We start from the raw sequence: 25,719 nt of genomic DNA, 5'->3' as shown, positions 1-25,719 counted from the left end.
GCAGCTGGTCGGTTCCGCTGGGGACGATACAACGCCAGAGTGGGACGCATGAAGCGGATTCTTGTCATCGGTGGAAGCCGGTACTTCGGGAAGTCCCTGGTCACGCGGTTGCGCGACGCGGGGAACCTGGTCACGGTCCTCAACCGGGGCGCCGGCGCCCCACCCCCCGCCGGCGTCACCCGGCTCCTCGCCGACCGCGACGACGAAGCCGGGCTGCGGGAGGCCCTGGGCGGACGCGACTTCGACGTGGTCGTCGACCAGGTCTGCTACACACCGCTCCAGGCCGCCGTCGCCCGCCGGGTGTTCGCCGCCCGGACCGGGCGCTACGTGATGACCTCGACAATGGAGGTGTACGACCCGGCCACCCTCCCCGCCGGCTCCGCGCCGCACACCGCGCCCGTGACCGAGGAGGCCCTGGACCCCACGCGCCAGCCGCTCACGCCGCCCCTTCCCGGCCGCCAGCCGCCCGGCCCCGCGCACACCGACGCCTACGCGTACGCGGAGGGGAAGCGGCGGGCCGAGGCCGTCTTCCTGCGCGAGCCTGCCTTCCCCTACGTCTGCGTGCGGACCGCGCACGTCCTCGGGGGCGGCCGGGCGGAGTTCACCGGGCGCCTCGCCCACTACGTCGAGCGGATCGGCGCCGCGAGGCCGGTCGACGTTCACGAAGCCCCGTACGGGACCTCCTTCATCCACCACCTGGAGATGGCCGAGTTCCTCGACTGGGCCTCGCGGCAGACCTTCACCGGGCCCGTCAACGCCGCCTCTCACGGCGCCCCGGACGTCCTCGAGCTCTGTGCGACCGTCGCGGAACGGCTCGGACGGCGGCCCAGGTACCGGGTCGTCGAGGCGGGTGCCGACGCCTCACCCTTCTCCTTCGACCGCGCCTACGCCATGGACAACGGCCGGGCCGGGAACCTGGGCTTCACCTTCGGCCGGGTCGCCGACTGGCTGCCCGGAGCGGTCGCCGAGACCGTACGCGCCACGGCGTGACGGCGTGACGGCGGGACCTCGTAGCGGGGTGGGGCGTCAGGACGCCGGCAGGCCGAGGATCTGCAGGATCCCCTCCGCGTACGCCGCTGTACCCGAACCGGGGACGGCGGCCAGTTCGAGGCGGAAACCGTCCACACCGGTACGGATGAAGGCGGCGCACTGCCCGTGCAGCCCGGCCTCGTGGGTGCCGCCGTCGTCCACCGTGCACAGCAGGGCCAGCAGGGTCCACAGCAGCGCCTCGCGGGTCGCCCGCCGGGGCGGCCGCGCCGACCACACCGCCATCAGCACGGCGCACACCGCCGGAGCCGGCGGCTTCAGCTGCTGCCCGAAGAAGACATGGCCCTCCAGCGCGTGGAACGCGGCGGGATGACCCTCCGCGGCGTCGCGCACGGCGTCCACGAGATGGCCCGCGGAACGGCCGCAGCCGCACTCCATGCCCTCCCAGTCGTGCCGTGCGATCTCCGCCACCACTGAGTCCGGAACCATCGGGCTGCGCGGTAGCGCGCTCTGGCGCCGCAGAGCATGCGGCTGCTTCTCACTCCCCCTCATGCGCCACAGTATGAGCCAGGCCGGATCGCGCAGCGACAGGGGGCGGAACCGGATCACACGATCGGCCGTCTGAGACCCGTGTGGATGAAACGAAGGATCCTTTTTCTGCTGTTCGCCCTGCTCGCGACCCAGGTGGGCTCGCTCGTCAGCCCCGCCTACGCCTGCGGATGCGGGGCGATGATCCCCGACGGCAAGACCGCCATCGGCGTCGACCGGGAGACCTCCGTAGTGCGCTGGGACGGCCGTACGGAACAGATCGTCATGCGCTTCACCGTCGGCGGGAACGCTCAGCGGGCCGCCTGGATCATGCCGGTGCCGGGACGTGCCACGGTGGAGCTGGGCGACGGCGACATGTTCGACGAACTGCGCCAGCTGACCCGGCCCGAGCGCAAGACCCGCACCTACTTCTGGCCGCGGAACGGCGACTGGCCCTTCTCCCGCGTCACCGGCGACAGCGCGGGCGCCCCGGCGCCGGGCGCCGCACCGCCCGTCGGGGTCGTCGGCCGCGAGCAGCTCGGCGACTTCGACGTGGCCCGGCTGACCGCCACCGACCCCGAAGCCCTCAAGAACTGGCTGGAGAGCAACGGCTTCAAGCTGCCCGACCGACTCACCACCGAGGTCAAGCCGTACGTCGACCAGCAATGGGAGTACGTGGCGATACGCCTCGCGCCGCGCGACGCCGGAAAGGGCAAGGTGCTCCGCGGCGACCTGGACCCGCTGAAGATCCGCTTCGACAGCGACCGGCTGGTCTACCCGATGCGGCTCTCCCGCATGGCCAAGACGCCGCAGTCACTCGGCCTGTACGTACTGGCGGACCACCGCATGGAGCCCGCCACCACCATCGGCGGCTCCGCACCCAAGGTGACCTTCGCGGGCACCATCGAGCCGAAGGACGGCCCGCTGGCCGCGCTCACCGACGGAAAGCCGCTGTTCCTCACGGCGATCGACCAGGAGTTCCCGGATCCCGGCCGCATCGACGCCGACCACGAACTGCGTGCGACGGCGAAGGACACCCCGTACCGCCGGGCCGTCTACCGCAACGAGCTGCTCACGGTGGGGGACGGCATCCCGGTCTGGCTGCTGACGGTCTCCGCGGCCGCCGTGGCCCTCGCCGCCACCGCCTCCGTCCTGACCCGCCGCCGTCGTCGTAGTCGCCGCAGTCCGGCCGCCGCCTAGGGCATGTCGGAGGGGCGGCGGAGGAGGGCGGTCCAGAGGAAGGGCTCGCCGAAGAGGGGGGACGCGGCGGGCTCGTCGTTCATGCGGCGCAGTTCGACTTCGGTCAGGTCGGCGAAGATCCCGCGCAGGGACTCCGGGGTGTAGGCGAGACCGCCCTGGAGGCCGGCCTCGCGGTAGAACGCCTCGTCCGGGAGCTCGGAGCCCATCGCACCGGACGCGAAGCAGGTGAGTGCGAGGTGCCCGCCGGGGGCCAGTGACCGGTCGAGGAGGGCGAGGTAGCTGACGCGGCGGTGGGGCGGCAGGTGGTGGAAGCAGCCCGAGTCGTAGATCAGGTCGTACGGGCCGCTGAGCGCGCTGGAGGCGAGCGTGAAGGCGTCCCCGCAGTGGAAGCGGATGTCCGCCCCCGCCTCACGGGCGCGTTCCTCGGCCCACGAGACGGCTTCCGGCGACAGGTCGACCGCGTCCACCTCGAAGCCCTGGGAGGCGAGGTGGAGGGCATTGCGCCCGGGGCCGCAGCCCAGGTCGAGGGCGCGCCCCGGGGCGATCAGGCCGCGGTCGAGGTACGAGACGAGGTTCTCGTCCGGCTTCGCCACGAAGAAAGGCACCGGCTTCGAGCGGTCCGCGTAGAAGCCGTCCCACCACGACGCGCCGTCGGCGGTCCAGCGGTCGGCCTCCGGTGCGAACAGGCCGTCCATGAGCCGCAGTACGTCTTCCATGGTGCGAATGTGCCGGTCCATCCGGTCCCCCTTCCCGAGACCAAGATCCTATAGGGGGACGGGAGTCCTGCTCAGAGCGGGCGGGCCGGCTGGGTCCGCCAGAAGGCGCACCGGTGGTCGGCCCCGGACGACGTGGTCGTCCGCGTCGCCGACGGGTGGAGGGTGAGCACGGTACCGGTACCTGTGCCCGTCGGCGGCCACACGGCCGGGTCCGGCACGACCGGGGTGCCGAAGCGCGCGAACGCACCCCAGTACCGTTTCATCCGGTTCCCGGGGTGTTACGGGCGCAGGCCTGCGATGAGGGCGGAAGTGACGGCCTGATCGGCCGGACCGGTGTTCCAGTCGCCGTTCATCGGGCTGACGGCGATCCGGCCGGCGCTGACGGCCTGGATGTCGCCGCCCCGGGCGGCGGGCCGGAGGACCACCTTCACGGTCGTCTTCCACGTGCCGTCGCCCGCGTCCGTGAAGTCCGGCTCCAGGACGGCCCTCGGTGCCGGCTGGCTGCGGCTCGACGTCGCCGACCGGGGGGCCGGCCTGCCGCGGCTGCCGGCCCCCCGCACGCAGGTCGACCCGGAGTCCGAGAGTGGCCGCGGGCTGCTGATCGTCCAGCTGACGACGTCCGAACTGGGCGGTGAACTCCCGGGTCGACGTACTCGGCTACGCCTGCCTGGTCGCCATCATGAGCATGGGCCTCGGCTACCACCGCACCTCCGAGCGGCGCCTGCACGTGCGGACCGCCGAGAACGGCGCCCCCGCCCCCGTCGTCACCAGCGCCGGAGCCCTCGTCCACGGGCTGCACACCATCGGCGCCCGCAAGATCGCCCTGCTGGCGCCCTACATGCGGCCGCTCACGCGGACCGTCGTGGACCACCTCACCCACGAGGGCATCGACGTAGTCGACTACGAAGCCCTGGAGATCCGGGACAACCTCGACGTCGTCGCCCACGACCCGGCCCGCCTGCCGGGCCTCGCACGGGCGCTGGAGTAGTCCGACGCGGACGCGATCGTGCTCTCGGCGTGCGTGCAGATGCCGTCCCTGGGCGCGACACCGGAGGACGAACGCGGGGCCCGTCCCACGGCCGGCCGGCGCCGCTCTCCGGACGGGAGGGCCCGTCTGTCACCGCATGGGCGGCGGCACCGTGTAGTTCGGGATCGAGGGGTCCTTCGGGTCGAACGGCGTCGGCTTCCACGTGGGCAGCGGCGGCCGGTCCGGCGCCGGCGGCGGGTTCGGGCCCCGGTTGGGATTCTGCGGGACGGCCGACGAACCCGCCGGGGTCCGCCTCGGCGCCGGCCCGCCGGTGGCCGAAGGCCTCGGCTCCGCGGCCGGCGTCGAGGCGGCGGCGGACGGCTGCCGGGTCTCCGGCTCCGAGGGGGAGGGAGCCGGCGGGGCCGTCGCGGGCGTCGAGGCGGGAGCCGGCGAGGCCGGCTTCGCCCCAGTCTGCTCGCCCGAACAGCCGCCCAGCGTCAGGGCCGCGGCCAGCGCCCCGGCGACGGCACCCAGAACTCTGCCCCTGGTACCCACACCCACCACCCACCCTCCCCGCACGGCCCGTCCGTCCGAGGGGGCGATCCTACGGGCCGCCCGGCCGCCTCCGGCACGACGCCGGTGCCCGGCGCCGCCGAGCCGCCGGCAGCGGGCCCCGCGCCGCGACCGCGTGGGCAGGGCCTCGGCATCCGACGCGGCGCGCGCCACCGAACTCCGCACCCGTCCCAACGGCGCCGGCGCCCTGGTTCGCCGCAGCCGTACAGGCGGGCGCAGCACCCCGCGTTCGCTTCGGCACGGTAGGGGACCACGTACACGGTCAAGGGGCCCGGGCGTCGCCGGCCGGCGGCCCGGCCACCGGGACACGCCGCCGTCCGTCCGCCTGCGGCGGCCCCCACGACCGGCTCGCGGCCCCCCTGCGGGCCAATACACCTAGGGCGCGCCCTCGCCCGCCCGGGCCAGGGCGAACACCCCGGCGCAGACGAGGGCCACGCCCAGCAGCTCGGGGAGCAACCACCAGCCCGACCGAAGGTGTTCCTCGTACAGCACCACCCCCAGCGCGATGCTGATGCCCGCGTCGCCGAGGGTCAGCGCGGGCTGCGAGGCGACCAGCGGGCCGCCCTGCATGGCGTGTTCGAGCAGCAGCAGGGCGCAGATGCCGCTCGCGCCGAAGGCGTACGTCTCCCAGGTGGTCAGGAACACGCCGATGCCGTGGTCGTCGAGGACGTGCACGGAGGACTTCATCAGGGCGGCCGTGAGCGCGTAGCAGACGGCGGTGGCCGCGCCGAGGCAGCCGGCCCGCGAACGGCCGGGCTGGCGTCGCAGACCGGCGACGGCGAGCAGTGCGACGATCACCGCGCAGGCCGGCAGCGCCACCACCCACCGCTCGGCCGGCACGTCGGTGCGGTTGCCCGCGGGCGAGGCGGCCACCATCGCGACCCCGAGCCCCGCCACCACCCCCGCCACGGCCAGCCACAGCGCCCCCGGCAGCCGTTGCCGCGTCAGCAGGGACGCGATCAGCAGGGCCAGTGGCAGCTCCAGTACGAACAAAGGCTGTACGAGGGCCAGCGCGCCCGTGGCCAGCGCCGCGGCCTGCCCGGCCCCGGCCGCGATCACCGCCAGGATGCCCGCGACCCACACGGGCCGGCGCAGCAGGTCCAGGACCAGACCGAAGCGGAAGCCCTCGCTCTGCGGCACGGTGAGCGCCGCCCGCCGCTGGAGCACGGTGGCCAGCGCGTTGCTGAAGGCCGCGAACAGCGCGAAGAGGACCGGTAGGACGACGCCCATGCCCCGATCCTCACCGCGCCCGCCGCCCGGCCGCGCCGCGACACCGGGCCGCGGGCGTCGCGGCGCCCGCATTCCCCCGTCCGGATCTGCCGGAGAGCCGCCTCAGGGGCACGCCGAGGCCGTTGCCCGGCGCAGCGCCAGGGCGGCCAGGGCTTCCGGCGCGCCGGACTGGCCGCGGATGCCGGGGAAGGCGTTGACGTCGACGATCAGCGGCGCCCCGCCGCCGGTGTCGATGATGTCCACGCCGTAGACGTCCAGCGCGAACACCGTTCCGACCCGGCGCACCAGGTCGGCCCACCCGGCGGGCAGTTCCTCCGGGTCCAGCGGGTGGGTGGGGCCGCGCCCACCGGGGGAGAGCTCGGAGCGGCGCAGTGCCGAGAAGACCCGGTCGCCGATGGCCCACAGCTTGTGGTCCCAGCCGTTGTTGGGCGCGTACTCCTGCACCACGACGGGTTCCTGTGGCCAGAGCCGGGCCAACTCCCGCAGTCGGACGGTGTCGTCGACGCGGGCGACCAGGTCGCCGCGCCGGCTGAGCCGGCTCTTGACCACCAGGGGCGCCGACGGCCGCGCCTGCCGCGCCCACACCCCCAGGGCGCCGACCGTACGGGTCGCGGCGAAGGGCAGCCCGGCCCGCAGGGCGAGTGCGGCCATCTCCGTCCGGTCCTGGCACAGGGCCGTGGCCGCCGCCGTGTTGATCACCGGGGCCCCGCGCCGCTCCAGATCACGTGCGAGTCCCAGCGCACTCGGCGTCCGCGACTTCAGCAGGTACACATCGGCCAAGGGCAGGGGTACGTCCCCGAGGGCGCCCGGATCGAGCGCTTCCACCTCGTGCTCCGCAGTGAGCAGGGCGGTGGTGTCCGCGAGCAGCGGATGCCCCGGTTCCGGGGTGATCAGGCCGATCCTCATACGGCGTCACCCGCACCGGCGGCGATCGGCGCCTGCGCCAGCGCCTGCGCCTGTGAGGGGATCGACAGGGGGAGGGAGTACGGGAGCGCCACGGGCGCCGCCACCGCCGCGGGGCCCCCGGCCCGGGCCAGCCCCAGTACGGCGCGGGCCACCCGCGCCGCCGCGTCCGGGACTTGGCGGAAGCTGGGGAAGTCGTTGACGTCGACGACCACCGGCCCGTCGGGACCCAGCAGCACGTCCACCCCGTACAGGTCCAGCCCGTAGACAGCGCCCACCTGGGCGGCGATCGCCGCCACCTCCGCCGACAGCGGCACCCGGCGCTCGCGCACCGAGGGGTCCGGGTGCAGCGGGGAGCATCGCTCGGTCGCGAACAGCTCCCCGCCGACCGCGTACACCTTGATGTCCGTACCCGAGTTGGGCACGTACGGCTGGGCGATGAGCATGCCCTCGCCCGCGAGCGCGGGCAGCAGCGTCTCCAGGCACCCGGGCGAGGACACCAGGTGCACGGCCCGCCCTGAGCTGCCGTCGGCGGGCTTGACGACGAGGGGGTACTCGCCCGCCGGTACCTCCCTGAGCAGCTCGGGGCGGGCGACCGCGTACGTGGGCGGCAGCGGGAGTCCGCGCCCGCGGCCGATGGCCGCGGCCAGCGCCTTGTCCCGTACGCCCCGGATCGAGCGGGCGTCGTTGACGGTGGTCAGCCCGGCCGCGGCGGCGGCTTCGAGGAGGGGCAGCCCCGGGCCGCCCGACACCGTCTTGAGCACCCAGGCGTCGTGGGCACCCGCTTCGACCGCCTCGGTCATGCGCAGCAGCGAGCCGCCCGGCCGCACGACGTCGACGCGGTGCCCCCACGCGGTCAGCTGTCCGATCACCTCGTTCGGCATACCGTCGTGGCGGTAGTGCTCCTCCACCAGGAAGCAGAGCCTCATCGACCTTCCCCAAAATCCCGGACGTCCGCCGAATCCGCCCGGCGAGTTGTGACGCCACAGGATGTCATGGACCGCAATGTGATGATCGGTCCGCCTGTGGGCTTCCTTGTCAGGCTTCCCGTTTCGGCGCGGCGGGGGAGAACGGGACATGGATGACCGGCGGACGGGGCCGCTGCGTGCACTGGCAACAACACGGCGGCACCGGCGGACGTGCTGCTGCGTCTGCTCGGCCACGAAGACGAGCGCGTGCGGCGAGAGGTTGCGCGGCGCGCCGTTCTGCCGCAGGAGGTTATCGAGGCCGTTCTGGTCCACCCGGACCGCCGCGTCCGGATGGCCTTCGCGGAGAACGGCGACGCCGACCCCGAGCAGCGGGCCCGACTGGTCAGCTAGCGGGAGACGAGGATTTCGCCGCACGCCTGCTGCTCGCGGAGTCCCACCCGGCGCCGCCGCCGGAGCTGCTCCTCGACCTCCACCTGAACGGCACCCACCGCGCCGTCGGCATGCTGGTCACCCGGCCCGGCTTCCACGTGGCCGGGCTCGCCGCCCGCTTCGGCGACTCCCCGGATCCCCCTCCGCAGGAACCTGGCCCTGCGCGACCCCGGTCTGGAACCCGCACTCCCCGACCGCCTCACCCGGGACGCGGGGACGCGGAGCGCCGCCGTACGCGACCCCCGGCTCCCCGTGGCGCGGATCCGTGGAACTGCTCGACGATCCGGACCCGGGGACCGCAGCGGCCGCGGCCGCCAACTCCTCTCTCCCGCCAGGCGACATGCGCCGACTGCCGGACCGGGCTCAGGTGCCGGAAATCCGGGTGAATGATCGGACAAGCGGCTGCTAGGTTGATCGCGTGCCGAAGCTGAATCAGATCATCGCAGTCGAAAAGGGCGTCAAGTCCAAGTCCCTCCAGGAGCTGACCCAGGCTCACCACGACGTGCAGAAGCCCGCCCTGCTGGCCGGCATCTCGCGGACGTACCAGCCCAAGGACGAGGAGGGCGAGCAGCTGCCGCCCGAGTCCACGCGGGTGCAGGTCAAGGCGGAGGACGTGCTGCGCGCGACGGCGGGAACGCTCACGCGGCTCTTCGACGTGACGGCCACCAAGGACTACGCGAACCGCAGCGCGGCCGCGGACGTGGTCGTGGACGGCAACGTCCTGCTGGCCCAGGTGCCCGTGCCGTACCTGCTGTTCCTCGAGAAGCAGCTCACCGACCTGCACACCTTCGTGCGGAAGCTGCCGGTGCTGGACGCCTCGGAGTCCTGGAACCTGGACCCGTCGACGGACTCCTGGAAGACGGAACCGGTGCGCACGATCCGCACCAAGAAGGTGCCGCGCAACCACGTCAAGGCGGAGGCCACCGAGAAGCACCCGGCCCAGGTCGAGGTGTACTACGAGGACGTGCCGGTCGGGTACTGGACGACCGTGAAGTTCTCCGGCGCGCTGCCCGCCCGCCGGGTGAACGAGCTGCTCGACCGCGTGGAGAAGCTCCAGCAGGCCGTCAAGTTCGCCCGCGAGGAGGCCAACAGCGCCGAGGTCACCGACCAGCGGGTCGGGGACGCGGTGTTCGGCTACCTGTTCAGGTAGCCCACAAAAACCCCTCCTGTATGTCTGCAGGAGGTGCGCGAGAGCGCAAGCTGAAACTGATGTTGAAGCTGAACAGGGGTGTCAGTTGGGGGTTCGAATCCCTCCCCCGGCATGTGCGTGCCGGGGTGGCCCAAGCCGGTAGAGGCGGCCCCGTGAATCTCAGATTCTCGCTCCAGTCTCAGTATTCGCCGCCGAACACCGGATCGACCGAGCGTGGACGACCATCGATGGATGGGGGTTCAAGTCCCCTCTGCGCCTCTCCTCGTGGCGCGGTAGTTCAAAGGCAGAACACGTCGATCTAAGAATGATCCGCGACTCTTAAACGTGCCGGTGTGCGCAATTGGGTGGCAAACAGGAGCCCGGGAGCTGGATATGCTCCCGGGCTCCGTCACGTTCGCCACGAGGTCACCCGGGCACGGTGCGCCCGGGCACGGTGCGCCCGGGGACCGTCACTGTCACACGGGCACGGACACGAACGTCCGGCCTGCCTCGTTCTCGACCACGACGGCCTTGACGTCCGCCCGGTCGACGGCCGCCGAACCGTCCAGCCCGGCGCCCTTGGCCTCGCCGTTCTCCTGGCTTCCCACCACCCAGCTACCCGCTGTCGTGCGCTTGCCGTCCTTGGAGACCACGATCAGGCGGCAGCGCTCGCCCGGCGGCACTCCGGTGACGGCCGCCCGCAACCGCACCCACTTGGTGGCCGGCGTCATCTGCACCGTCATCCGCGCACCCGTGCCCGCGTCGGTCGCGGAGTGGAGCGTGGTCCCCTTGGGCGGGGGAGAGGGGTCCGCCGAAGAGGTCGGCGACGGGGGCACGGGCAGTGCGACGGGGTCGGGAGCGCCCGCGCCCAGCTGCGTGCCGGCCCAGAACACGGCGGCCAGCGAGGCCGCGACGGCCAGCCCGGTGAGCCCCGCCCGCCTGCGCGCGGCGCCGGCACGCTCGCCCCGCATCTGCCGCAGGGTGCGCTGAAGCAGCAGGTCACCTCCCTGCGGCGGTCCGTCGAGGAACGCCTCTTCCGGCACCTCGCCCAGTGCCGCCTCCATCTCGCGCAACGCGGCCACCTCCTCCCGGCACTGCACGCACCCGCTCATGTGTCCCTCGACCCGGCGGACCTCCTCGGCATCCAGGACACCGAGCACGTACGGGCCGAGCAGTTCCTCCTCGTGCCGCTGCCGGTTCATGCCACCACCTCACGCAGTCCGGCCGGCTGCTGGGGCGGCCTGCCCGATCGTTTTCCGTCTCTTGTGCCGCTCTCCCGGAAGCCGTCGTCCCTGAAGACGTCGCGCAGGGCCTTGAGCGCGTAGTGCGAGCGCGACTTGACCGTACCCGCCGGGATGCCGAGCGTGTCGGCGGCCTCCGCCACGCTGAGCTGCCGGTAGTACAACTCCTTCAACACGTCCCGGTGTTCCGGGGACAGCCGGTCGAGGGCGCCCAGCACCGTCATGCTGTCCACCACGGAGTCGGCGTGGTCCGCCTCCACCGGGGGAGCGGCCGACGAACCGGAGACCTCCGGCGGCCGGGCGGCCCTGGCCCGGTACCGGTCGGTGATGATGTTCCGGGCCACGGTGAGCAGCCAACCGCGCACCGAACCCTTTCCGTTGACCAGGACCTCGGAGTGCCGCCAGGCACGTATCAGCGTCTCCTGTACGACGTCCTCGGCGGTGGCCCGGTCCCCGGTCAGCCGGGTGGCGTACGCGAGCAGGGCGTGGCCGTGCTCCTCGTACACCGACTTGATCAGTGCCTCATCGGTCGACCCCCGCCGAGTGCGGGGCCACAGTGGTCCGGCCATCTCACCCTCTCCGTCTTCCTCGCTTGCGTGGTGCGGTCGGAACACGCCGGCGGGGCCGATCCGGTTCATGTGACCTGCGTCACGTGAGCCGGTGGGTGCTCAAGTCCGGCAGGCGCGGCCCTTGTTGAGGCAGTCGACGACCGCGGCCATCTGGCGCTCGCTCATCGCGTTCACGAACATCGCGTGGTCCGTCCTGGGGCTGTGCCGCTGCTCGGGGAAGGAGTCGATCGCGACGGTCACCCCGGCGGGGACCTCGTAGGCGAGCCGGACGCGCAGTTCGGGTACGGGGAAGGTGTTCGTGGGGCAGACGCCGTTGCCGCCGGGGAACAGCAGGTGCGAGCGGTGCCCGGCGCTCGTGGTGTCGAGGCCGTTCCAGCAGCTGGGGAAGACCAGGCTGCGGGTGACGCGGTCGCCCTCGGGGCAGCGCGGGTAGCTGGTGGTGGAGCGGTCGGGGGAGCCGGAGCACCCCCAGCGGGCCCGGACGTGGGCGTCGCCGCCCGCGGTGAGGGCGACCGCGTCGCCCGTCATCGCGTGCAGGAAGGGCGGCATCGCCACGACCTTGCTGACCGGGTTGCCCCGGAACTCCACCCGGACCGAGGCCTCGGGCACGATCTCGCCCGTGTTCCCGTGCCCCGCGGACGTCTCGTGCGGACGCGTGCCCCGCCGGTCCATACGGCGCAGGACGGGCCAGTAGTACGTCGACCGGTCGCCGCCCGCGCAGCTCGTGGCGGCTGCGGCCAGCGAGGCTTCGGTGGACATGGCGTCCGCGGACAGGTTGCCCACGTAGGAGTGCGTGTGGTGCGCGCCGGCCCGCAGGCCGGGCGAGACCACGAGGTTGTCCTCGTTGTAGTGCCGTTCCTCGTTGCGTCCGCAATCCACCGCCATCGAACCCGGCGATCCGTCGCCCGCCTCGGCGGGCCGGGCCGGAATGAGGGCGGGGGCGGGTGGGACGTCGCGTATGTCCACGTAGTCGGACGGCTCCGGGGTGCCGGCCGCCGCCCCCGCGTGCGGGCCGGCGGCGCGCGTGGCGCCCAGCACCGCGGCGGTCAGCCCACCGCCCAGGACCAGGCAGATGACCAGAGTGAGCAGTCGGCGTTCTTTCCCCATGGCGGTCACGGTTACCGGTGGCGACCCCGCCGTCAACCTGGCATCCGCATGACGGTCGCCGCACGCGTTCGTAGGTCCGGACGGGGCCGGCCGGAGGGAGCGGTCACCAGCGCCGACCGGGTGGTACAACCGGCCGTGAAGCGGCCCGGGTTGTCCGTGGAACCGCTTGTCCGGCCGGGCGGCGACCGGACACAGTGGGTGTATGACACCCGTCGAGCTCCTGCACGCGTTCGCCCGCACCCGCGCCCGACTCGACGGCGGCGAGGTCACCTACTGGTGGACCGGCGACGTCCACTCCTGGGCACCGGGCGAGCCCTACCGGCGGGTCTTCGGCTTCGAAGGGCTCAACGTCGCCCGCCTCGTGGCGGACGAGGAGGGCGGCGGCTACCAGCTGCTGTCCCGGGAGGCCGCGTTCTACCTGGACCCGGTCACCCGGGAGATCATGGAGACCTGGCAGGACAAGCCCGTGGTCCACGTCTGGAACGACCCGGCCAATCAGAAGTGGCGCCCCTTCCCGGTCCCCGTGACCGAACTGGGCGACCAGATCTGCTTCAGTCTGGAGATCCCGCTCGCCTACCCCTCGCCGCTGCCGGTCGAGGAGTACCCGGACAACTCGGCCGACGACACCTATCGGGCGCTGGAACTCTTCCAGTTCTTCGCACCCGCGACCGCACTGAGCACCGACGGGGTGAGCGTCCCGGCGACGATGTCCTGGACCCGTATGTCCCCGTGGCTGCCGTGGATGGAACAGGGTGCGCGCCCCGGTGGCCTCACGTTCCACTGCCGCGGCCGCAAGCTCGACGCCTACGAGCAGGTCCCCGAACGCACCCGCGCGTACATCGCCGACCACCACCCCGCGTTCGCCCACGCACCGGAGAAGTGGAGCGAACCGAACGAGACGAGCTGGACGTACTTCCGCAGGCTCTTCCCGCCGGACCGCGGCGAGTCCTGAGCGCCGGGCCGTGCACGCAGAGTCCTGAGCGGCAGATACCCGGGCGCGGTCCCCTGAGCGCGCCGGGGGGCGCCCGGGCGGCACCCCCGCCCCTCGGGCCGCCCCCGCGCCGGCCGATGTCCGGCGCCCGCAGGAAAAATGCTGGTCACACCCACTGCTGAGGGACCCCCCGGGGGGAGCCGCAGGGGTGGACAAGGGTTTTCCCCGTATCCAGTTCATCCCCGCGTTGCCTACTGTCTGCCCACCGGCGATCTTCTCCAGGCCGGGCGGTTCACACGCCAACCCCACATGGCGTGTAGGCCGACCGGCCGGGGAAGCGCGCCGGGACCGCCGTTGCCCCTGCCTCGCCGTTGCGGCCGGGACAACGTGGCGTGCGGCGGCAGCCGGGGCGAGACCGACCAACTCGCTCCCGGCCCCGCGGCCGCCGGAACCACCCCCACACTGCACCGACCGGCCGCTCCGGTCTGCCCGGAACGGCCCTCGAAAGGGAACACGTGCACGCAACGAGACGCAGGCTCATATCCGTCGTGGCCATGTCCGTCACCCTGCTCGCCGGCACCGCCACGGCCACCGCCTCCGTGGCCGTGGCCGCCGAGGGCCCCGCCTCGGCCCCGGCCGCAGCGCTCGCCCCGACGGCGCCCGTCGAGAACCTCATCGTCGGCTACAAGCCGTCCGCCACCGAGGCCAGCTCCAACACCGCGGCCGCCGACGACGCCACCGCCAAGGGCAAGAAGGCCGGCAAGAAGGCGAAGTTCGACCGCCGCCTGGGCACCGGTGCCGCGCTGGTCAACCTCGGCGGAACCGTCGCTCCCGCCGAGGCCGCCGACGTGATGGCCCAGTTCCGTGCCGACCCGGACGTCGCCTACGTCGAGCCCGACACCCGTGCCTACGCCACGGCCGTGGCCCCGAACGACACCGAGTACGCCAAGCAGTGGGACCTCTTCGAGTCCACCGCGGGCATGAACGTCCCGGCCGCCTGGGACAAGACCACCGGCTCCGGCGTCACCGTCGCCGTGATCGACACCGGCTACGTCGCCCACTCGGACCTCGCGGCGAACACCGTCGCCGGCTACGACTTCATCAGCAGCGCCGCCTACGCCCGTGACGGCGGCGGCCGCGACGCCAACCCCGCCGACGAGGGCGACTGGAACGCCACCGACGGCGAGTGCGGCGTCGGCTCCAAGGCCGGCAACTCGTCCTGGCACGGCACCCACGTCGCGGGCACCATCGCCGCGGCCACGAACAACTCCAAGGGCGTCGCCGGCATCGCCTACGGCGCGAAGATCCAGCACGTCCGCGTGCTCGGCAAGTGCGGCGGTTCCACCTCGGACATCGTCGACGCCATCACCTGGGCCTCCGGCGGCTCCGTCGCCGGCGTGCCGGCCAACGCCACCCCCGCCAAGGTCATCAACATGAGCCTCGGCGGCCCGGGCGCGTGCGGCACCAGCTACCAGAACGCGATCAACGCGGCCGTCGCCCGCGGCACGACCGTCGTCGTCGCCGCCGGCAACAGCAACGCCGACGCGGCCGGCTACTCGCCCGCCAGCTGCAACAACGTGATCAACGTCGCCGCCAGCAACCGCGCCGGCGACCGCTCGTACTACTCCAACTACGGCGCGATCATCGATGTCGCCGCCCCGGGCGGTGAGACCCGCCGCGCCACCGACACGCCCGGCACCGTCACCACCCCCGAGAACGCGATCCTCTCGACCCTGAACGCCGGTACCACCACCCCGGGCGCCGAGATCTACAAGCCCTACCAGGGCACCAGCATGGCCGCCCCGCACGTCGCGGGTCTCGCCGCCCTGCTGAAGTCGGCGAACTCCGCGCTGACCCCGGCCCAGATCGAGTCGGCGATCAAGAACAACGCCCGTCCGCTCGCCGGCACCTGCACCGGCGGCTGCGGCACCGGCCTCGCCGACGCCGCCGCGACCGTCGCCGCCGTGACCTCGACGCCGTCCACCCCGGCCCTGGAGAACACCACGGACTTCACCATCGGTGACAACACCACCGTGGAGAGCCCGATCACCGTCACCGGGAAGACCGGCAACGCCCCGGCCACCCTCAAGGTCGGCGTGAACATCGTCCACACCTACATCGGTGACCTGAAGGTCGACCTGGTCGCCCCGGACGGCTCCGTCTACACGCTGCACAACCGCTCCGGCGGCAGCACCGACAACATCAACCAGGTCTACACCGTCAACGCCTCCTCCGAGGTCGCGGGCGGCACCTGGAAGCTCCGGGTCAACGACAACGCCGGCGGCGACACCGGCAAGATCGACTCCTGGAATCTCACCTTCTGAGACGGTTCCCGCCGACTCGGGGTCCGCGCCAACTCCTCCTGACGGAGCGATAGTACGGACCAATGAATCCCCGGGCCTGCCGATACTCCGGGTATCGGCAGGTCCGCCGGGTTTTCCGCGTCCTGTGACTGAATTCTGCGTCACAATGCGGGTCCACCAGCCGTCCGACCTCGTATTCTCGCCTCTCACAGGAAGGGCACAGAAGCTGGGGACCGGAAGGCTGGTGGCTGTGCGTGGTGGCGGCGACGGGGCACGCTGACACAGGTGTCGGACACGGAGAACTGATCAAGGCGGTCGACCGCGCGCTGGCCGCGCACGGCCGGGCGCTCCTGACCGGACCCGCCGGCGCGGGCAAGACCGAGGTGGTCCGCGCCGTCGCGGCCGCGGCCGAATCCCGCCGCGAGAGCGTACTGTGCCTCGCTCCCGAGGCCGCCGACCAATGGATACCCGAGGCCTCCGCCGCCGCCCTCCTCGCCTCCGTGCCCGTGGCCGCCCTGGAACAGCTCTCCGGCCCCCAGCGCACCGCCATCGCCCTCCTGCGCCGCGAGGCCGACGCCCCCCGCGCCGGCCGCGACCACGTCGCGCTGCGCCTGGCCGTCGTCGAGGTGCTCCGTACCCTCGCCGCCCGCCAGCCCGTCCTCCTCGTCATCGACAACGCCCAGTGGCTCGACGCAGAGAGCACCGACCTGCTCCGCTTCGCCCTGCGCCTCACCCCGCCCCGGGTACGGGTGCTGGCCGCCGAACGCGTCCAAGGCGGAGCACCGGTCGGCGAACCCCTCTGCGGCCCCGGCGTCCCCGCCGTACGGGTGCCCCCGCTCGGCGCCGACGAGGTCGCCGAACTCCTCCTGCGCCACGGGCTGCCCGCCCGCCTCGCCGGCCGCATCCACCAGGCCAGCGGCGGAAACCCGCGCCTCGCCCTCGCCCTCGGCCACTCCCTCGCAGAAGCCGCCGAGGCCCGCGACTGCAACGCCCACCACGCCGACCCCCTGCCCGTCTCCGGGCAGGCGCGCGAGGTCGCCCGCCGCCTCCTCGCCGGGGCCCCCGCCCAGGCCCGGCGCACCCTGCTGCTCGCCGCCCTCGCCTCCCGCCCCACCATCTCCCTGCTGCGGCGGGCCGGCCGCCCCGACGCCGAGGCCGAGCTGGCCGAGGCGGAACGGGCCGCGCTGGTCCGGGTCGGCGAGGACGGCACCGTCGAGTTCACCGCCGGCGCCCTGCCCACCGCGCTCGCCGCCGACGCCGGCTGGCCCGAACGCGCCGCCGGGCACGCGGCACTGGCCGCCGCCGTCGACGACCCCGTCCAGGCCGTGCGCCACCGGGCGCTGGCCGTCGACACCCCCGACCAGTGGCTCGCCGCGGAGATCACCGAGGCCGCCGCGGTCTGCCGCAGCCGCGGCCAGCGGGCCCTCGCCGCCGAACTGGGCCTGCTCGCCGCCGAACGCACACCGTCCTCGCTGGCCGACGAGGAGCTGGCCCGCCTCGTCACCGCCGCCGAGGACGCCGGCTGGGCCGGCCGCGCAGACCTCGCCCGCCGCGCCACCCGGGCCGTCCTGGCCCGCGACGCCTCGCCCGCCGACCGGGTGCGGGCCCGGCTCGCCGTCATCGACGCCGCCGGCCAGGCCCTCGGAGCCCTCGACGAGACCTTCGCGTACGCCATGGACGACGCCGCCGGGGACCCCGCGCTGCAGGCCGCCGTCCAGCTCCGGGTCGCCTGGAAGCACAACCTCAGCGACGGCGACCCCGTGCGCTCCCGGGACGCCGCGGCCGAGGCCGGCACCCTCGCGGCACTCGGCGGCGACCAGACCGCCGAAGCCATGGCCCTGACCGTACGGGCCCGCATGGGCCGCATCCTCGGAGACGCGGGCGCCGAGGAAATCCTGGCCGAGGCGCTCGCCCTGCCCGCGCCCGCGGTGCCGCTGGGCATGCGCAACGCGCCGCAGTACCTCGCCGTCCGGCACGCCCTCTTCGACGACCGCCTCGACGACGCACGCCGCCAGCTGATGGTGCTGCTGCCGGCCGTCCAACGCACCGGTTCCGCCGAGGACGTCTTCGAGGTCCTGCGCAGCCTCACCGAGGTGGAACTGCGCAGCGGCCGGTGCGAATCCGCCTCGGCCCACGCCCGCCGCGCCCTGGAACTGACCATCGAGGCGGGGCTCTCGCCCGGCCCCGCCTGGTACGTCGCGGCGACGGCCGAGACCATGGGCGGCAGCTTCGCGCGCGCCGAGGGCTACGCACGTCGCGGCATCCAGGCCTCCCAGGAGGAACAGGACCAGGTCTTCCTCTCCCGCAGCCTGCACGCCCTGGGACTCGTCGAACTGGCCACGGGGGAGGCGGCGAAGGCGGTCGCCACCCTGCGCCGCGTCGCCGAACTGGAGGCCGCCCAGCAGGTGGTGGACCCGTCGATCCTGCGCTGGCACGGGGAACTCGCCGAGGCCCTGATCGCCGCCGACGCGCCCGGCGAGGCGGCCGACCTGATCGGGCCCGTCCGTGCGGTCGCCCTCGGGCTCGGCCGTACCGGTGTCGTCGCCGCCCTCGACCGGGCCGGCGCGCTGTGCCTGTCCGCCCAGGGTGACGCGGACGCCGCCGTCCGCCTCCTGCAGGACACGGCGGAACGCTTCGAAGCCCTGCGGCTGCCGCTGGAACGGGGCCGTACGCTGCTCGCCCTCGCCCGGGTGGAGCGCCGCCGCCGGCGCCGGGCACCGGCCCGTGCGGCGCTCCGGGCCGCCGCCGAGGTGTTCGAGCGGGCCGGAGCCGGCCCCTGGATCGAACTGGCGCGGGAGCCGGCACCCGGTGACGGGGCCGGCGCCCTGGCCCCCGCGGCCGCGGCGCTGACGGACGCCGAGACCCGCCTCGCGCTGCTCGTCAGCCAGGGTGCCAGCAACCAGGAGGCCGCGGCCAAGCTGTTCCTCAGCGTCAAGACCGTCGAGGCCCGGCTGACCCGCATCTACCAGAAGCTCGACGTACGGTCACGGGCCCAACTGGCCACCGCGCTGCGCACGCGGTGACCGCGGCCGTGCCGCCCGTCAGCAGCTCAGGTTGTTGCCGGGGGTCACTCCGAGGAGCTGGGTGAAGCTCTGGTACTTCGAGATCCGGCTCTGGACCTGGGCGGGGTTGCCGCCGTTGCACTCCAGGGAGCCGTTGATGGAGCGGATGGTCTCGCCGAAGCCGGCGCCGTTCACCATGGCGGCGTGGGCGGTCATCGTGCCCGGGCCGTTCTGGGTGTTCCAGTACCAGAGCGCCGTCTTCATGGCGACGGCCGGATCCTGCTCCACGAGGTAGGGATTGGCGAGGAGGTTGATGCCGAGGGCGTCACCTGCCGCCTTGTAGTTGAAGTTCCAGCTGAGCTGGATGGGGCCGCGGCCGTAGTAGGCGGCCTGCCCGGCCGGACAGCCGTACGGCTGGGTCGCGTCGCAGTAGTGCGGGTAGTTGGCGGTGTTCTGCTCCACGATGTGGACGAGGCCGCCGGTCTCGTGGGAGACGTTCGCGAGGAAGGCGGCCGCCTCCCGCCGCTTCACGGTGTCGTCGCCCGTCTTGGCGAAGCCGGGGTACGCGGACAGTGCCGCGACCAGGCCGTTGTAGGTGTAGAAGGGGTTCCGGTTCGGGAACATCTGGTTGAACTGGGCCTCGGAGACCACGAATCCGGACGGGTGGGGATCCGGGTCCGGCTCCTGGCCCCCGCCGCCGCAGACGCCCTGGTCCGACCAGACGCCCCACTGCCCGGTGGTGCCGGGGGTCTCGCCCTGGGTCCACCACTTGGCCTGCCAGTTGCGGCCGCCGTACGAGGCGCTCATGCCGTTCGTGTAGACCCCTGAGGAGGCCCAGGGGGAGGCGCAGGGGGCCGCCGCGGCGGCGGGGGAGGAGGGGAGGGCGATGGCGAGACCGGCTGTGACGGCTGCGGCGGCGACCAGGCTGAGGGCGCGGCGGCGAAGCGCACGTATCACGTAACTGCTCCTTCAGTGGGGGGAGTTGCCGTGGGGGCAATGACGCCCACTGAAACGGAATGGTCTGAACCTGTCAAGGTCTAGACCAAAGGAAAGCGCCGGTGGCGCGCGTTGCGCGTGACACCGGCGCGGGAGATCCGGTCAGCTGCCGGCGGAGAGGTTGCCGGAGAGGACCGGGATGTTGCTGGCGATGTGCGAGAGGGACTCGTCACCCTTGGCCTGGGTGGAGTTCTCGGCGCACTGCTGGTTCTGCGGGTTGGACAGGACGTTGACGTCCTGGACGCCGATGTTGGCGATGAGCGCGAACAGGGACTGGGCGTTGACCTTGGCCGGCAGGCCGACGCAGAGCTTGTTGAGGGAGCCCTGGATCGGAGCGAGCTGCGGGCTCATCTTGCCGTGGGTCTCCTGGTTGCCGTAGATCTGCGCCGCATCGTTGCCGTTCACGGTGTTGACGCCGTTGTCGTTGCCGATCGCCATCGCGGGCGAGGCGACGGCGGCACCCGCGCCGAGCACGGCGGCGGTGGCGGCGGCGGTGGCCATGAACTTCTTCAGCATCTGGGGGATCCCTCGGTCGCACTGTCGCATGAGATAGCTGCCCACGGCGGGACGCGCTGATCAACTGCTGACGGTGTCCGGGGTTGTGCCCCCTCACCCGAGTGGCCCAACGATCCGCCGGGTCGGACCCGGCCGGCCGCCGCGGGCGGCCGGGCCGTGCTCCCGGCGCGCGAGAGGTCAGCCGCTCTTGCGGCGGACCTTCTTGTTCTTGCCGCTCGCGGCGCTGCTCGAGCCCTGGACCTTGGCGCGGTTCTGGTGGGCCTGCTGCGAGTGCGCCTTCGCGGCGTTGCGCTCCAGGGCCTCCCGGAACCGGCGCTTGGCCGCTTCGGCCGGGGACTCGTCCTGCGGGGTGTCTGCTGCGTCAGCCATTCGTCCTCCTGGAGTGATCAAGCCGTCCCAGTCTGTCAGTCTCGGTACGCGCTGACCAGCGAGTTCCCAGATACTCCAAGGACGGCTTGGGGAGGTCATAAGATTTCATTATGGGGGCATAAGGTGACACCGGGTGCTGACTTAGGCTTACCTTCGTTTAGGGTTCCCTTTGATCCACCTTGATCCACCTTGCCGTCGCTCGAAGGGAACCCCTGCCATGCCTCGCCCTCTGCGGGTAGCAATCGTCGGAGCCGGCCCGGCCGGCATCTACGCCGCCGACGCGCTGCTGAAGTCCGAGGCCGCCGTCGAGCCCGGTGTGTCCATAGACATCTTCGAGCGCATGCCCGCCCCCTTCGGCCTGATCCGCTACGGCGTCGCCCCCGACCACCCGCGCATCAAGGGCATCATCACCGCCCTGCACCAGGTGCTCGACAAGCCGCAGGTCCGCCTCTTCGGCAACGTCGACTACCCGGGCGACATCAGCCTCGACGAGCTGCGGTCCTTCTACGACGCCGTGATCTTCTCCACCGGCGCCACGGCCGACCGTGCGCTCGACATCCCCGGCGTCGACCTCGACGGCTCCTACGGCGCCGCCGACTTCGTCTCCTGGTACGACGGCCACCCGGACGTGCCGCGCACCTGGCCGCTGGACGCCGAGAAGGTCGCCGTGCTCGGCGTCGGCAACGTCGCCCTGGACGTCGCGCGCATCCTCGCGAAGACGGCCGACGAGCTGCTGCCCACCGAGATCCCGGCCAACGTCTACGACGGCCTCAAGGCCAACAAGGCCCTCGAGGTGCACGTCTTCGGCCGTCGAGGCCCGGCGCAGGCCAAGTTCAGCCCCATGGAGCTGCGCGAGCTGGACCACTCGCCCAACATCGAGGTCATCGTCAACCCCGAGGACATCGACTACGACGACGGCTCGATCGCCGAGCGGCGCGGGAACAAGCAGACCGACATGGTCGCCAAGACCCTGGAGAACTGGGCGATCCGCGACATCGGCGACCGGCCCCACAAGCTGTTCCTGCACTTCTTCGAGTCGCCGTCCGAGATCCTCGGCGAGGACGGCAGGGTCGTGGGTCTGCGGACCGAGCGCACCGAACTGGACGGCACCGGCAACGTCAAGGGCACCGGCCGGTTCACCGACTGGGACGTGCAGTCCGTGTACCGCGCGGTCGGCTACCTCTCCGACGAGCTGCCCAAGCTCCCCTGGGACGTCGCGACCGGCACCGTCCCGGACGAGGGCGGCCGCGTGATCGACGCCGGCGGCCCCATGCAGTCGACGTACGTCACCGGCTGGATCCGGCGCGGCCCGATCGGCCTGATCGGCCACACCAAGGGCGACGCGAACGAGACCGTCGCCAACCTGCTCGCCGACCACGCGGAGGGCCGCCTGGGCACGCCGGCCTCGCCCGAGCCGGCGGCGGTGGAGGCCTTCCTCGCCGAGCGCAGCGTGCGCTACACGACGTGGGAGGGCTGGTACCGGCTGGACGCGGCCGAGAAGGCCCTCGGTGAGCCCCAGGGCCGTGCGCGCGTGAAGATCGTGGAGCGCGAGGAGATGCTCGACGCGAGCGGAGCCTGAGCACGAGGGGGCGGGCATCCCGATCGGGTGACCGCCCCCTTCGGGCCCTCCGGGGCGGAATGCCGCACCGCCGACGGGAGTTGGACAGGAGCACGACACCGGCCCCGCAGGCACTGGAGAGCTCATGAAGATCGGCATCATCGGCGCAGGCAACATCGGCGGCAACCTCACCCGCCGGCTCACCGCCCTCGGACACGAGGTCGCGGTGGCCAACTCACGGGGGCCCGAGACCCTGACCGCCCTCGCGGAGGAGACCGGCGCCACCCCCGTCCCCGTGGCCGGGGCGGCGCGCGGGGCCGAGATCGTCGTGGTGGCCGTCCCGTTCAAGAACGTGCCGGACCTGCCCGCCGGCCTCTTCGACGGGGCCGCCCCGGGCTTCGTGGTCATCGACACCGGTAACTACTACCCGCGCCGGCGCGACGGCCGGATCGCCGGGGTGGAGGACGAGGGCCTGACCGAGAGCCGGTGGACCGAGCGGCAGCTCGGACATCCCGTGGTCAAGGCCTTCAACGGCACCTACGCCCAGGACATCCTCGACCGGCACCGCCCGGGCGGCGCCCCGGACCGGGTCGCGCTGCCCGTCGCGGGCGACGACGAGACCGCGAAGAAGGGCGTACGGAACCTCATCGAGGAACTCGGCTTCGACACCGTCGACGCGGGCGGCCTCGACGATTCCTGGCGGCAGCAGCCCGGCACCCCCGTCTACGGCCTCCGCGACAGCGTCGAAGGCGTCACCCGGGCCCTCGCCGAGGCCTCCCCGGTCCGTACCGAGGAATTCCGCGGCTGAGCCGCCCCTGCCGGGCCACCCCCTTCGACGCTCCCCGCGCACGCTGTCCGGGCAACGGGACGGTCGCGGGCCGGGCGCAGGACGGCCGCCCGCAATGCGGCGCCTGCGCGGGGTACGCAGAAGCCGGTGGTCCTGGCGGTGGGACTGCCGCTGCGCGGGGCCGTGATCGTCATGGCGGTCGTGTTCACCGGCACCGGTGTTGTGGGGCGCAGCCCGCTGCACCGGGCGGTGGACCAGTACCCCGAAGCGGTGGGCGGCGGCGGACGTGCGCCGCGCGCCGGACCGGGAAGCGGATGCCCGGGCGGCGCCCCCGACCCCGCCGACGGACGTCCTGCACGGCATCGCGCCCCGCTTCGGGCACCACATCGTGTCGTCCACCAGGAGCGGCGACAGCGCGGCCGTCGACGTGGACCTCTCCCCGACCGGCGGCCACCCGGTCGCGGTGGTCCTGGAGCTGCGTCGCTCCGGGGACCGCTGGGACGTCTGCACGGCCTCCACGGGCCGAATGGCGATCGCACCCGCTCTGAGTCCCGACGGGCGGGACCGGCCCTGCGCGGCTCAGGATCCCCGGCCCCGCTCCAGCACGCCGCGTACGTAGGCCGCCTGACCGGCATGCTGCAGGTCGTCGGCGAGCACGCTGACCAGGCGCACCCCGAGGGTGACCGGAGGGTCCCAGCGTTCGTCGACCACCCGGTCCAGGTCGGCGGCCGCGAGCCCGCGGACGAAGCCCAGGGTCTGCTGGTGCACCCCGTCGAAGTAGCCCAGGAGCAGGTCGCCCGAGTCGACCCGGACGGTGCCCGCCTGCCGCGCGGAATGACCGTAGCCGGTGGCCGTGGCGGGCAGCGGCAGGCTGAACCGGTCCGCCCAGCCCCCCGTCAGCCACACCTGTTCCAAGCCCGCGGCGGCCGCGATGTGGTCGTCCTGGATCCGGGTCAGGTGCCAGACCAGCCAGGTGATCGAGTTCGCCTCCGGGTCTACGCGGGCGTCCAAGAGCTCCGCCGGCAGCCCCTCCACCGCCTCGTGCACGACCTCCCGGATCCGACCGAACCCGTCCGCGATGACGTCCGTAGCCTTCATGCACCCACCATGCAAGGCCCGGCGGCCCGCCCGGCGCGAACGACACGCGGGGGCGGGCCGCCGGGCCGGCGGCCACGGGGTCAGCCGACGGCGTCGGCCTTCACGGGCTCGGCGGTCGCGGCGGGCCGCTCGACGGCCGCGCCGACCGGCTTGTGTCCGGCGCGCAGGCCGAGCCGGCCGATCACCCCGACCAGGGCGAAGGCGACGGCCCCGATCCCGAAGGTGAGGGTGAAGCCCGACTCGGCGGGCAGCGGGGGAACCCCCGCGGGCAGGTGCTCGATGGTCTTGGAGGCCAGGATCGTGGTCACGACGGCACTGCCGATCGCACTGCCCGTCGAGCGGGAGATCGAGTTGATGCCGTTGGCGATGCCGCTCTGGTGCGGCGGGACGCTCGACATGATCACGGCGGGCATGGCGGCGTAGCCGAAGCTGACGGCCGCCCCGACGACCAGGCCGGAGCCGATCACCGAGAAGGCGTGCTGGTGGTCCACGACGAGCCAGGCGAAGCCGACCGCGCCCAGCGTGGCGGCCAGACCCAGGGCCGTGCGCGGCCCGCGGTGGCGCACGATCCGGCCGCCGACGGGCGAGGCGAGCAGCGAGACGATCGCGCTGGGCAGCAGGAATTCCACGGAGGCGCGCAGGATCGACGCGTCGAAGCCGTAGCCGGTGAGGGCCTCGGGCATCTGCACGAAGTAGGAGACGCCGAGGAAGCTCGCGAACATGCCGAAGCCGACGAGGAGGCCGGACAGGTTGGCCATGAGGACCGGGCGGTGCACGAACATCTTCATGTCGACCAGGGGCTCGCGGACCTTGAGCTCGGTGACGACCCACACGGCGGCCATGACGGCGGCGCCGGCGAAGCTGCCGAGGGTACGGCCGGAGGTCCAGCCCCACTCGTGCCCCTGCGAGATCGCCAGCAGGAGCAGCAGCAGCGCGGCACCGAGGGTCAGGGCGCCGAGGACGTCGGTGCGCCCGCCCGTCTTGGTGCGGGTGGCGGGAACCAGCACGACCACGGCGAGCAGGGCGAGGACCGCGAGGCCGGTCGCCATCCAGAAGGCGTTGCGGTAGTCCGCGTCGGGTCCGGAGGTGAGCAGTCCGGTGGCGACGAGCGCGAGGCCGCTGCCGAACGCGAGCGTGCCGCTCACCAGTGCCATCGCGCCGGGCAGCTTCTGCGGGCGGATCTCCTCGCGCAGCACCGAGAGCGCGAGCGGGAAGATCGCGGTGGCGGCGCCCTGGAGGACGCGGCCCACGATCAGCAGCGGGAGCGAGGAGGCCAGCGCCGTGAGGACGGAGCCGGCGACCATCACGCCGAGGACGGCCACCAGCGTGGGCTTCTTGCCGTGCTGGTCACCGAACCGGCCGAGGAGCGGTGTGAAGACGGCCGCCGACAGCAGGGTGGCGGTGGTCACCCAGCTCACGTCCGCGGTCGAGGTGCCCAGATCGTCGCGGATCAGGCCGAGGATCGGGACCGGCAGGGTCTGCATCATCGACACGACCATCGCGGCGAGGCTCAGGGCGAGGACGATGACCGTCTCGTTCCGCTGCCCGGAGACCGGGCCGGCGGGGGATGGGGTGCTCATGGCTGCGGGACCTTCTTCGTGTTTCGGAGCTGGGAAGCTTCGGAACCAGATGTTTGATGTCATCAAGTAAC

26 protein-coding genes are annotated in these 25,719 nt (G+C 73.0%); 11 read left to right on the top strand and 15 right to left on the bottom strand.

What is annotated here, in order from left to right; genetic code table 11:
• Nucleotides 1–48 precede the first annotated feature (48 nt).
• On the top strand, nt 49–990 hold the full coding sequence (locus AB0F82_RS04365) for an NAD-dependent epimerase/dehydratase family protein (RefSeq protein WP_362623886.1): 942 nt from the start codon (nt 49–51) through the stop codon (nt 988–990).
• Between the two features lie 36 nt (nt 991–1,026).
• On the opposite strand, the gene AB0F82_RS04360 is transcribed toward AB0F82_RS04365, so the two are convergent.
• Nucleotides 1,027–1,476, bottom strand: coding sequence for a hypothetical protein (locus AB0F82_RS04360; RefSeq protein ID WP_362623883.1), 450 nt, complete (start codon nt 1,474–1,476; stop codon nt 1,027–1,029).
• Between the two features lie 147 nt (nt 1,477–1,623).
• Here AB0F82_RS04360 and AB0F82_RS04355 point away from each other — a divergent pair, with 147 nt between their 5' ends.
• A complete protein-coding gene (locus AB0F82_RS04355) occupies nt 1,624–2,715 on the top strand; it encodes a DUF2330 domain-containing protein (protein ID WP_362623880.1) in 1,092 nt (363 codons plus the stop codon).
• Here the strand turns inward: AB0F82_RS04355 and AB0F82_RS04350 are convergent.
• Nucleotides 2,712–3,452: a class I SAM-dependent methyltransferase gene (locus AB0F82_RS04350; RefSeq protein ID WP_362623877.1), complete on the bottom strand. Its 741-nt coding sequence runs from the start codon at nt 3,450–3,452 to the stop codon at nt 2,712–2,714. The two genes, AB0F82_RS04355 and AB0F82_RS04350, sit on opposite strands and share 4 nt — an antisense overlap.
• 257 nt (nt 3,453–3,709) lie before the next feature.
• Complete coding sequence (locus AB0F82_RS04345) at nt 3,710–3,862, bottom strand: hypothetical protein (RefSeq protein WP_362623874.1); 153 nt, start codon at nt 3,860–3,862, stop codon at nt 3,710–3,712.
• A gap of 200 nt (nt 3,863–4,062) precedes the next feature.
• Here AB0F82_RS04345 and AB0F82_RS04340 point away from each other — a divergent pair, with 200 nt between their 5' ends.
• A complete protein-coding gene (locus tag AB0F82_RS04340) occupies nt 4,063–4,419 on the top strand; it encodes a hypothetical protein (protein WP_362623871.1) in 357 nt (118 codons plus the stop codon).
• A 927-nt stretch (nt 4,420–5,346) separates the two neighbouring features.
• On the opposite strand, the gene AB0F82_RS04335 is transcribed toward AB0F82_RS04340, so the two are convergent.
• The 3 genes from AB0F82_RS04335 to AB0F82_RS04325 all read right to left on the bottom strand — a co-directional run bounded on the left by AB0F82_RS04335 (nt 5,347) and on the right by AB0F82_RS04325 (nt 8,033).
• On the bottom strand, nt 5,347–6,201 hold the full coding sequence (locus AB0F82_RS04335; RefSeq protein WP_362623868.1) for a DMT family transporter: 855 nt from the start codon (nt 6,199–6,201) through the stop codon (nt 5,347–5,349).
• 102 nt (nt 6,202–6,303) lie between these two features.
• Nucleotides 6,304–7,107 (bottom strand): ATP-grasp domain-containing protein, encoded by an 804-nt coding sequence (locus tag AB0F82_RS04330; RefSeq protein ID WP_362623865.1) that lies wholly within the window; start codon nt 7,105–7,107, stop codon nt 6,304–6,306.
• Nucleotides 7,104–8,033, bottom strand: coding sequence for an ATP-grasp domain-containing protein (locus tag AB0F82_RS04325; protein WP_362623862.1), 930 nt, complete (start codon nt 8,031–8,033; stop codon nt 7,104–7,106). Before AB0F82_RS04325 ends, AB0F82_RS04330 begins: the two co-directional genes overlap by 4 nt.
• A 246-nt stretch (nt 8,034–8,279) precedes the next feature.
• Here AB0F82_RS04325 and AB0F82_RS04320 point away from each other — a divergent pair, with 246 nt between their 5' ends.
• Nucleotides 8,280–8,423, top strand: a complete 144-nt coding sequence (locus tag AB0F82_RS04320; RefSeq protein WP_362623859.1) for a hypothetical protein — start codon at nt 8,280–8,282, stop codon at nt 8,421–8,423.
• On the opposite strand, the gene AB0F82_RS04315 is transcribed toward AB0F82_RS04320, so the two are convergent.
• Entirely contained in the window at nt 8,420–8,560 is a 141-nt protein-coding gene (locus AB0F82_RS04315; protein WP_362623856.1) for a hypothetical protein, read from the bottom strand. The two genes, AB0F82_RS04320 and AB0F82_RS04315, sit on opposite strands and share 4 nt — an antisense overlap.
• Before the next feature lie 320 nt (nt 8,561–8,880).
• Here AB0F82_RS04315 and AB0F82_RS04310 point away from each other — a divergent pair, with 320 nt between their 5' ends.
• Nucleotides 8,881–9,612, top strand: a complete 732-nt coding sequence (locus tag AB0F82_RS04310) for a DUF7873 family protein (protein WP_362623853.1) — start codon at nt 8,881–8,883, stop codon at nt 9,610–9,612.
• A 455-nt stretch (nt 9,613–10,067) separates the two neighbouring features.
• On the opposite strand, the gene AB0F82_RS04305 is transcribed toward AB0F82_RS04310, so the two are convergent.
• The 3 genes from AB0F82_RS04305 to AB0F82_RS04295 form a co-directional block, all read right to left on the bottom strand.
• Entirely contained in the window at nt 10,068–10,793 is a 726-nt protein-coding gene (locus AB0F82_RS04305; protein WP_356815921.1) for a zf-HC2 domain-containing protein, read from the bottom strand.
• On the bottom strand, nt 10,790–11,401 hold the full coding sequence (locus tag AB0F82_RS04300; protein WP_030654329.1) for a sigma-70 family RNA polymerase sigma factor: 612 nt from the start codon (nt 11,399–11,401) through the stop codon (nt 10,790–10,792). The genes AB0F82_RS04305 and AB0F82_RS04300 overlap by 4 nt, the downstream gene beginning before the upstream one ends.
• Before the next feature lie 99 nt (nt 11,402–11,500).
• A complete protein-coding gene (locus tag AB0F82_RS04295) occupies nt 11,501–12,508 on the bottom strand; it encodes a DUF1996 domain-containing protein (RefSeq protein ID WP_362623849.1) in 1,008 nt (335 codons plus the stop codon).
• A gap of 202 nt (nt 12,509–12,710) precedes the next feature.
• Here AB0F82_RS04295 and AB0F82_RS04290 point away from each other — a divergent pair, with 202 nt between their 5' ends.
• From AB0F82_RS04290 to AB0F82_RS04280, 3 genes are all read left to right on the top strand, one after another.
• Nucleotides 12,711–13,460, top strand: a complete 750-nt coding sequence (locus AB0F82_RS04290; protein WP_356815964.1) for a DUF1838 family protein — start codon at nt 12,711–12,713, stop codon at nt 13,458–13,460.
• Between the two features lie 533 nt (nt 13,461–13,993).
• Nucleotides 13,994–15,763: a S8 family peptidase gene (locus tag AB0F82_RS04285; protein WP_362624395.1), complete on the top strand. Its 1,770-nt coding sequence runs from the start codon at nt 13,994–13,996 to the stop codon at nt 15,761–15,763.
• 233 nt (nt 15,764–15,996) lie between these two features.
• The gene (locus tag AB0F82_RS04280; RefSeq protein ID WP_362623846.1) at nt 15,997–18,765 is read left to right on the top strand and encodes a helix-turn-helix transcriptional regulator; all 2,769 of its coding nucleotides are present in this window, start codon (nt 15,997–15,999) and stop codon (nt 18,763–18,765) included.
• An 18-nt stretch (nt 18,766–18,783) separates the two neighbouring features.
• Here the strand turns inward: AB0F82_RS04280 and AB0F82_RS04275 are convergent, their stop codons facing one another.
• From AB0F82_RS04275 to AB0F82_RS04265, 3 genes are all read right to left on the bottom strand, one after another.
• Nucleotides 18,784–19,701: a glycoside hydrolase family 19 protein gene (locus AB0F82_RS04275; RefSeq protein WP_362623843.1), complete on the bottom strand. Its 918-nt coding sequence runs from the start codon at nt 19,699–19,701 to the stop codon at nt 18,784–18,786.
• A gap of 141 nt (nt 19,702–19,842) precedes the next feature.
• Nucleotides 19,843–20,256: a rodlin gene (locus AB0F82_RS04270; RefSeq protein ID WP_356815899.1), complete on the bottom strand. Its 414-nt coding sequence runs from the start codon at nt 20,254–20,256 to the stop codon at nt 19,843–19,845.
• A gap of 177 nt (nt 20,257–20,433) precedes the next feature.
• Nucleotides 20,434–20,625, bottom strand: coding sequence for a DUF5302 domain-containing protein (locus AB0F82_RS04265; RefSeq protein WP_356815900.1), 192 nt, complete (start codon nt 20,623–20,625; stop codon nt 20,434–20,436).
• 217 nt (nt 20,626–20,842) lie between these two features.
• On the opposite strand from AB0F82_RS04265, the gene AB0F82_RS04260 reads away from it, so the two are divergent.
• The 3 genes from AB0F82_RS04260 (at nt 20,843) to AB0F82_RS04250 (ending at nt 23,589) form a co-directional block, all read left to right on the top strand.
• A complete protein-coding gene (locus tag AB0F82_RS04260) occupies nt 20,843–22,204 on the top strand; it encodes an FAD-dependent oxidoreductase (RefSeq protein WP_362623837.1) in 1,362 nt (453 codons plus the stop codon).
• Between the two features lie 124 nt (nt 22,205–22,328).
• Nucleotides 22,329–22,991, top strand: coding sequence for an NADPH-dependent F420 reductase (locus AB0F82_RS04255; RefSeq protein WP_362623832.1), 663 nt, complete (start codon nt 22,329–22,331; stop codon nt 22,989–22,991).
• A 265-nt stretch (nt 22,992–23,256) separates the two neighbouring features.
• Complete coding sequence (locus AB0F82_RS04250) at nt 23,257–23,589, top strand: hypothetical protein (protein WP_362623827.1); 333 nt, start codon at nt 23,257–23,259, stop codon at nt 23,587–23,589.
• On the opposite strand, the gene AB0F82_RS04245 is transcribed toward AB0F82_RS04250, so the two are convergent.
• Nucleotides 23,550–24,068 carry a mycothiol transferase gene (locus AB0F82_RS04245; RefSeq protein ID WP_362623823.1) on the bottom strand — a complete coding sequence of 173 codons (519 nt, stop codon included), beginning with the start codon at nt 24,066–24,068 and terminating at the stop codon, nt 23,550–23,552. The genes AB0F82_RS04250 and AB0F82_RS04245 overlap by 40 nt on opposite strands.
• Nucleotides 24,069–24,148: 80 nt before the next feature.
• Nucleotides 24,149–25,648 (bottom strand): MFS transporter, encoded by a 1,500-nt coding sequence (locus tag AB0F82_RS04240; RefSeq protein ID WP_362623817.1) that lies wholly within the window; start codon nt 25,646–25,648, stop codon nt 24,149–24,151.
• Nucleotides 25,649–25,719: the final 71 nt, after the last annotated feature.

Source organism: Streptomyces virginiae (assembly GCF_040638905.1).
GTDB lineage: Bacteria > Actinomycetota > Actinomycetes > Streptomycetales > Streptomycetaceae > Streptomyces > Streptomyces virginiae_B.
The sequence above is the reverse complement of the archived record's forward strand: the minus strand, read 5'-3'. Positions and strand labels throughout refer to the sequence as shown.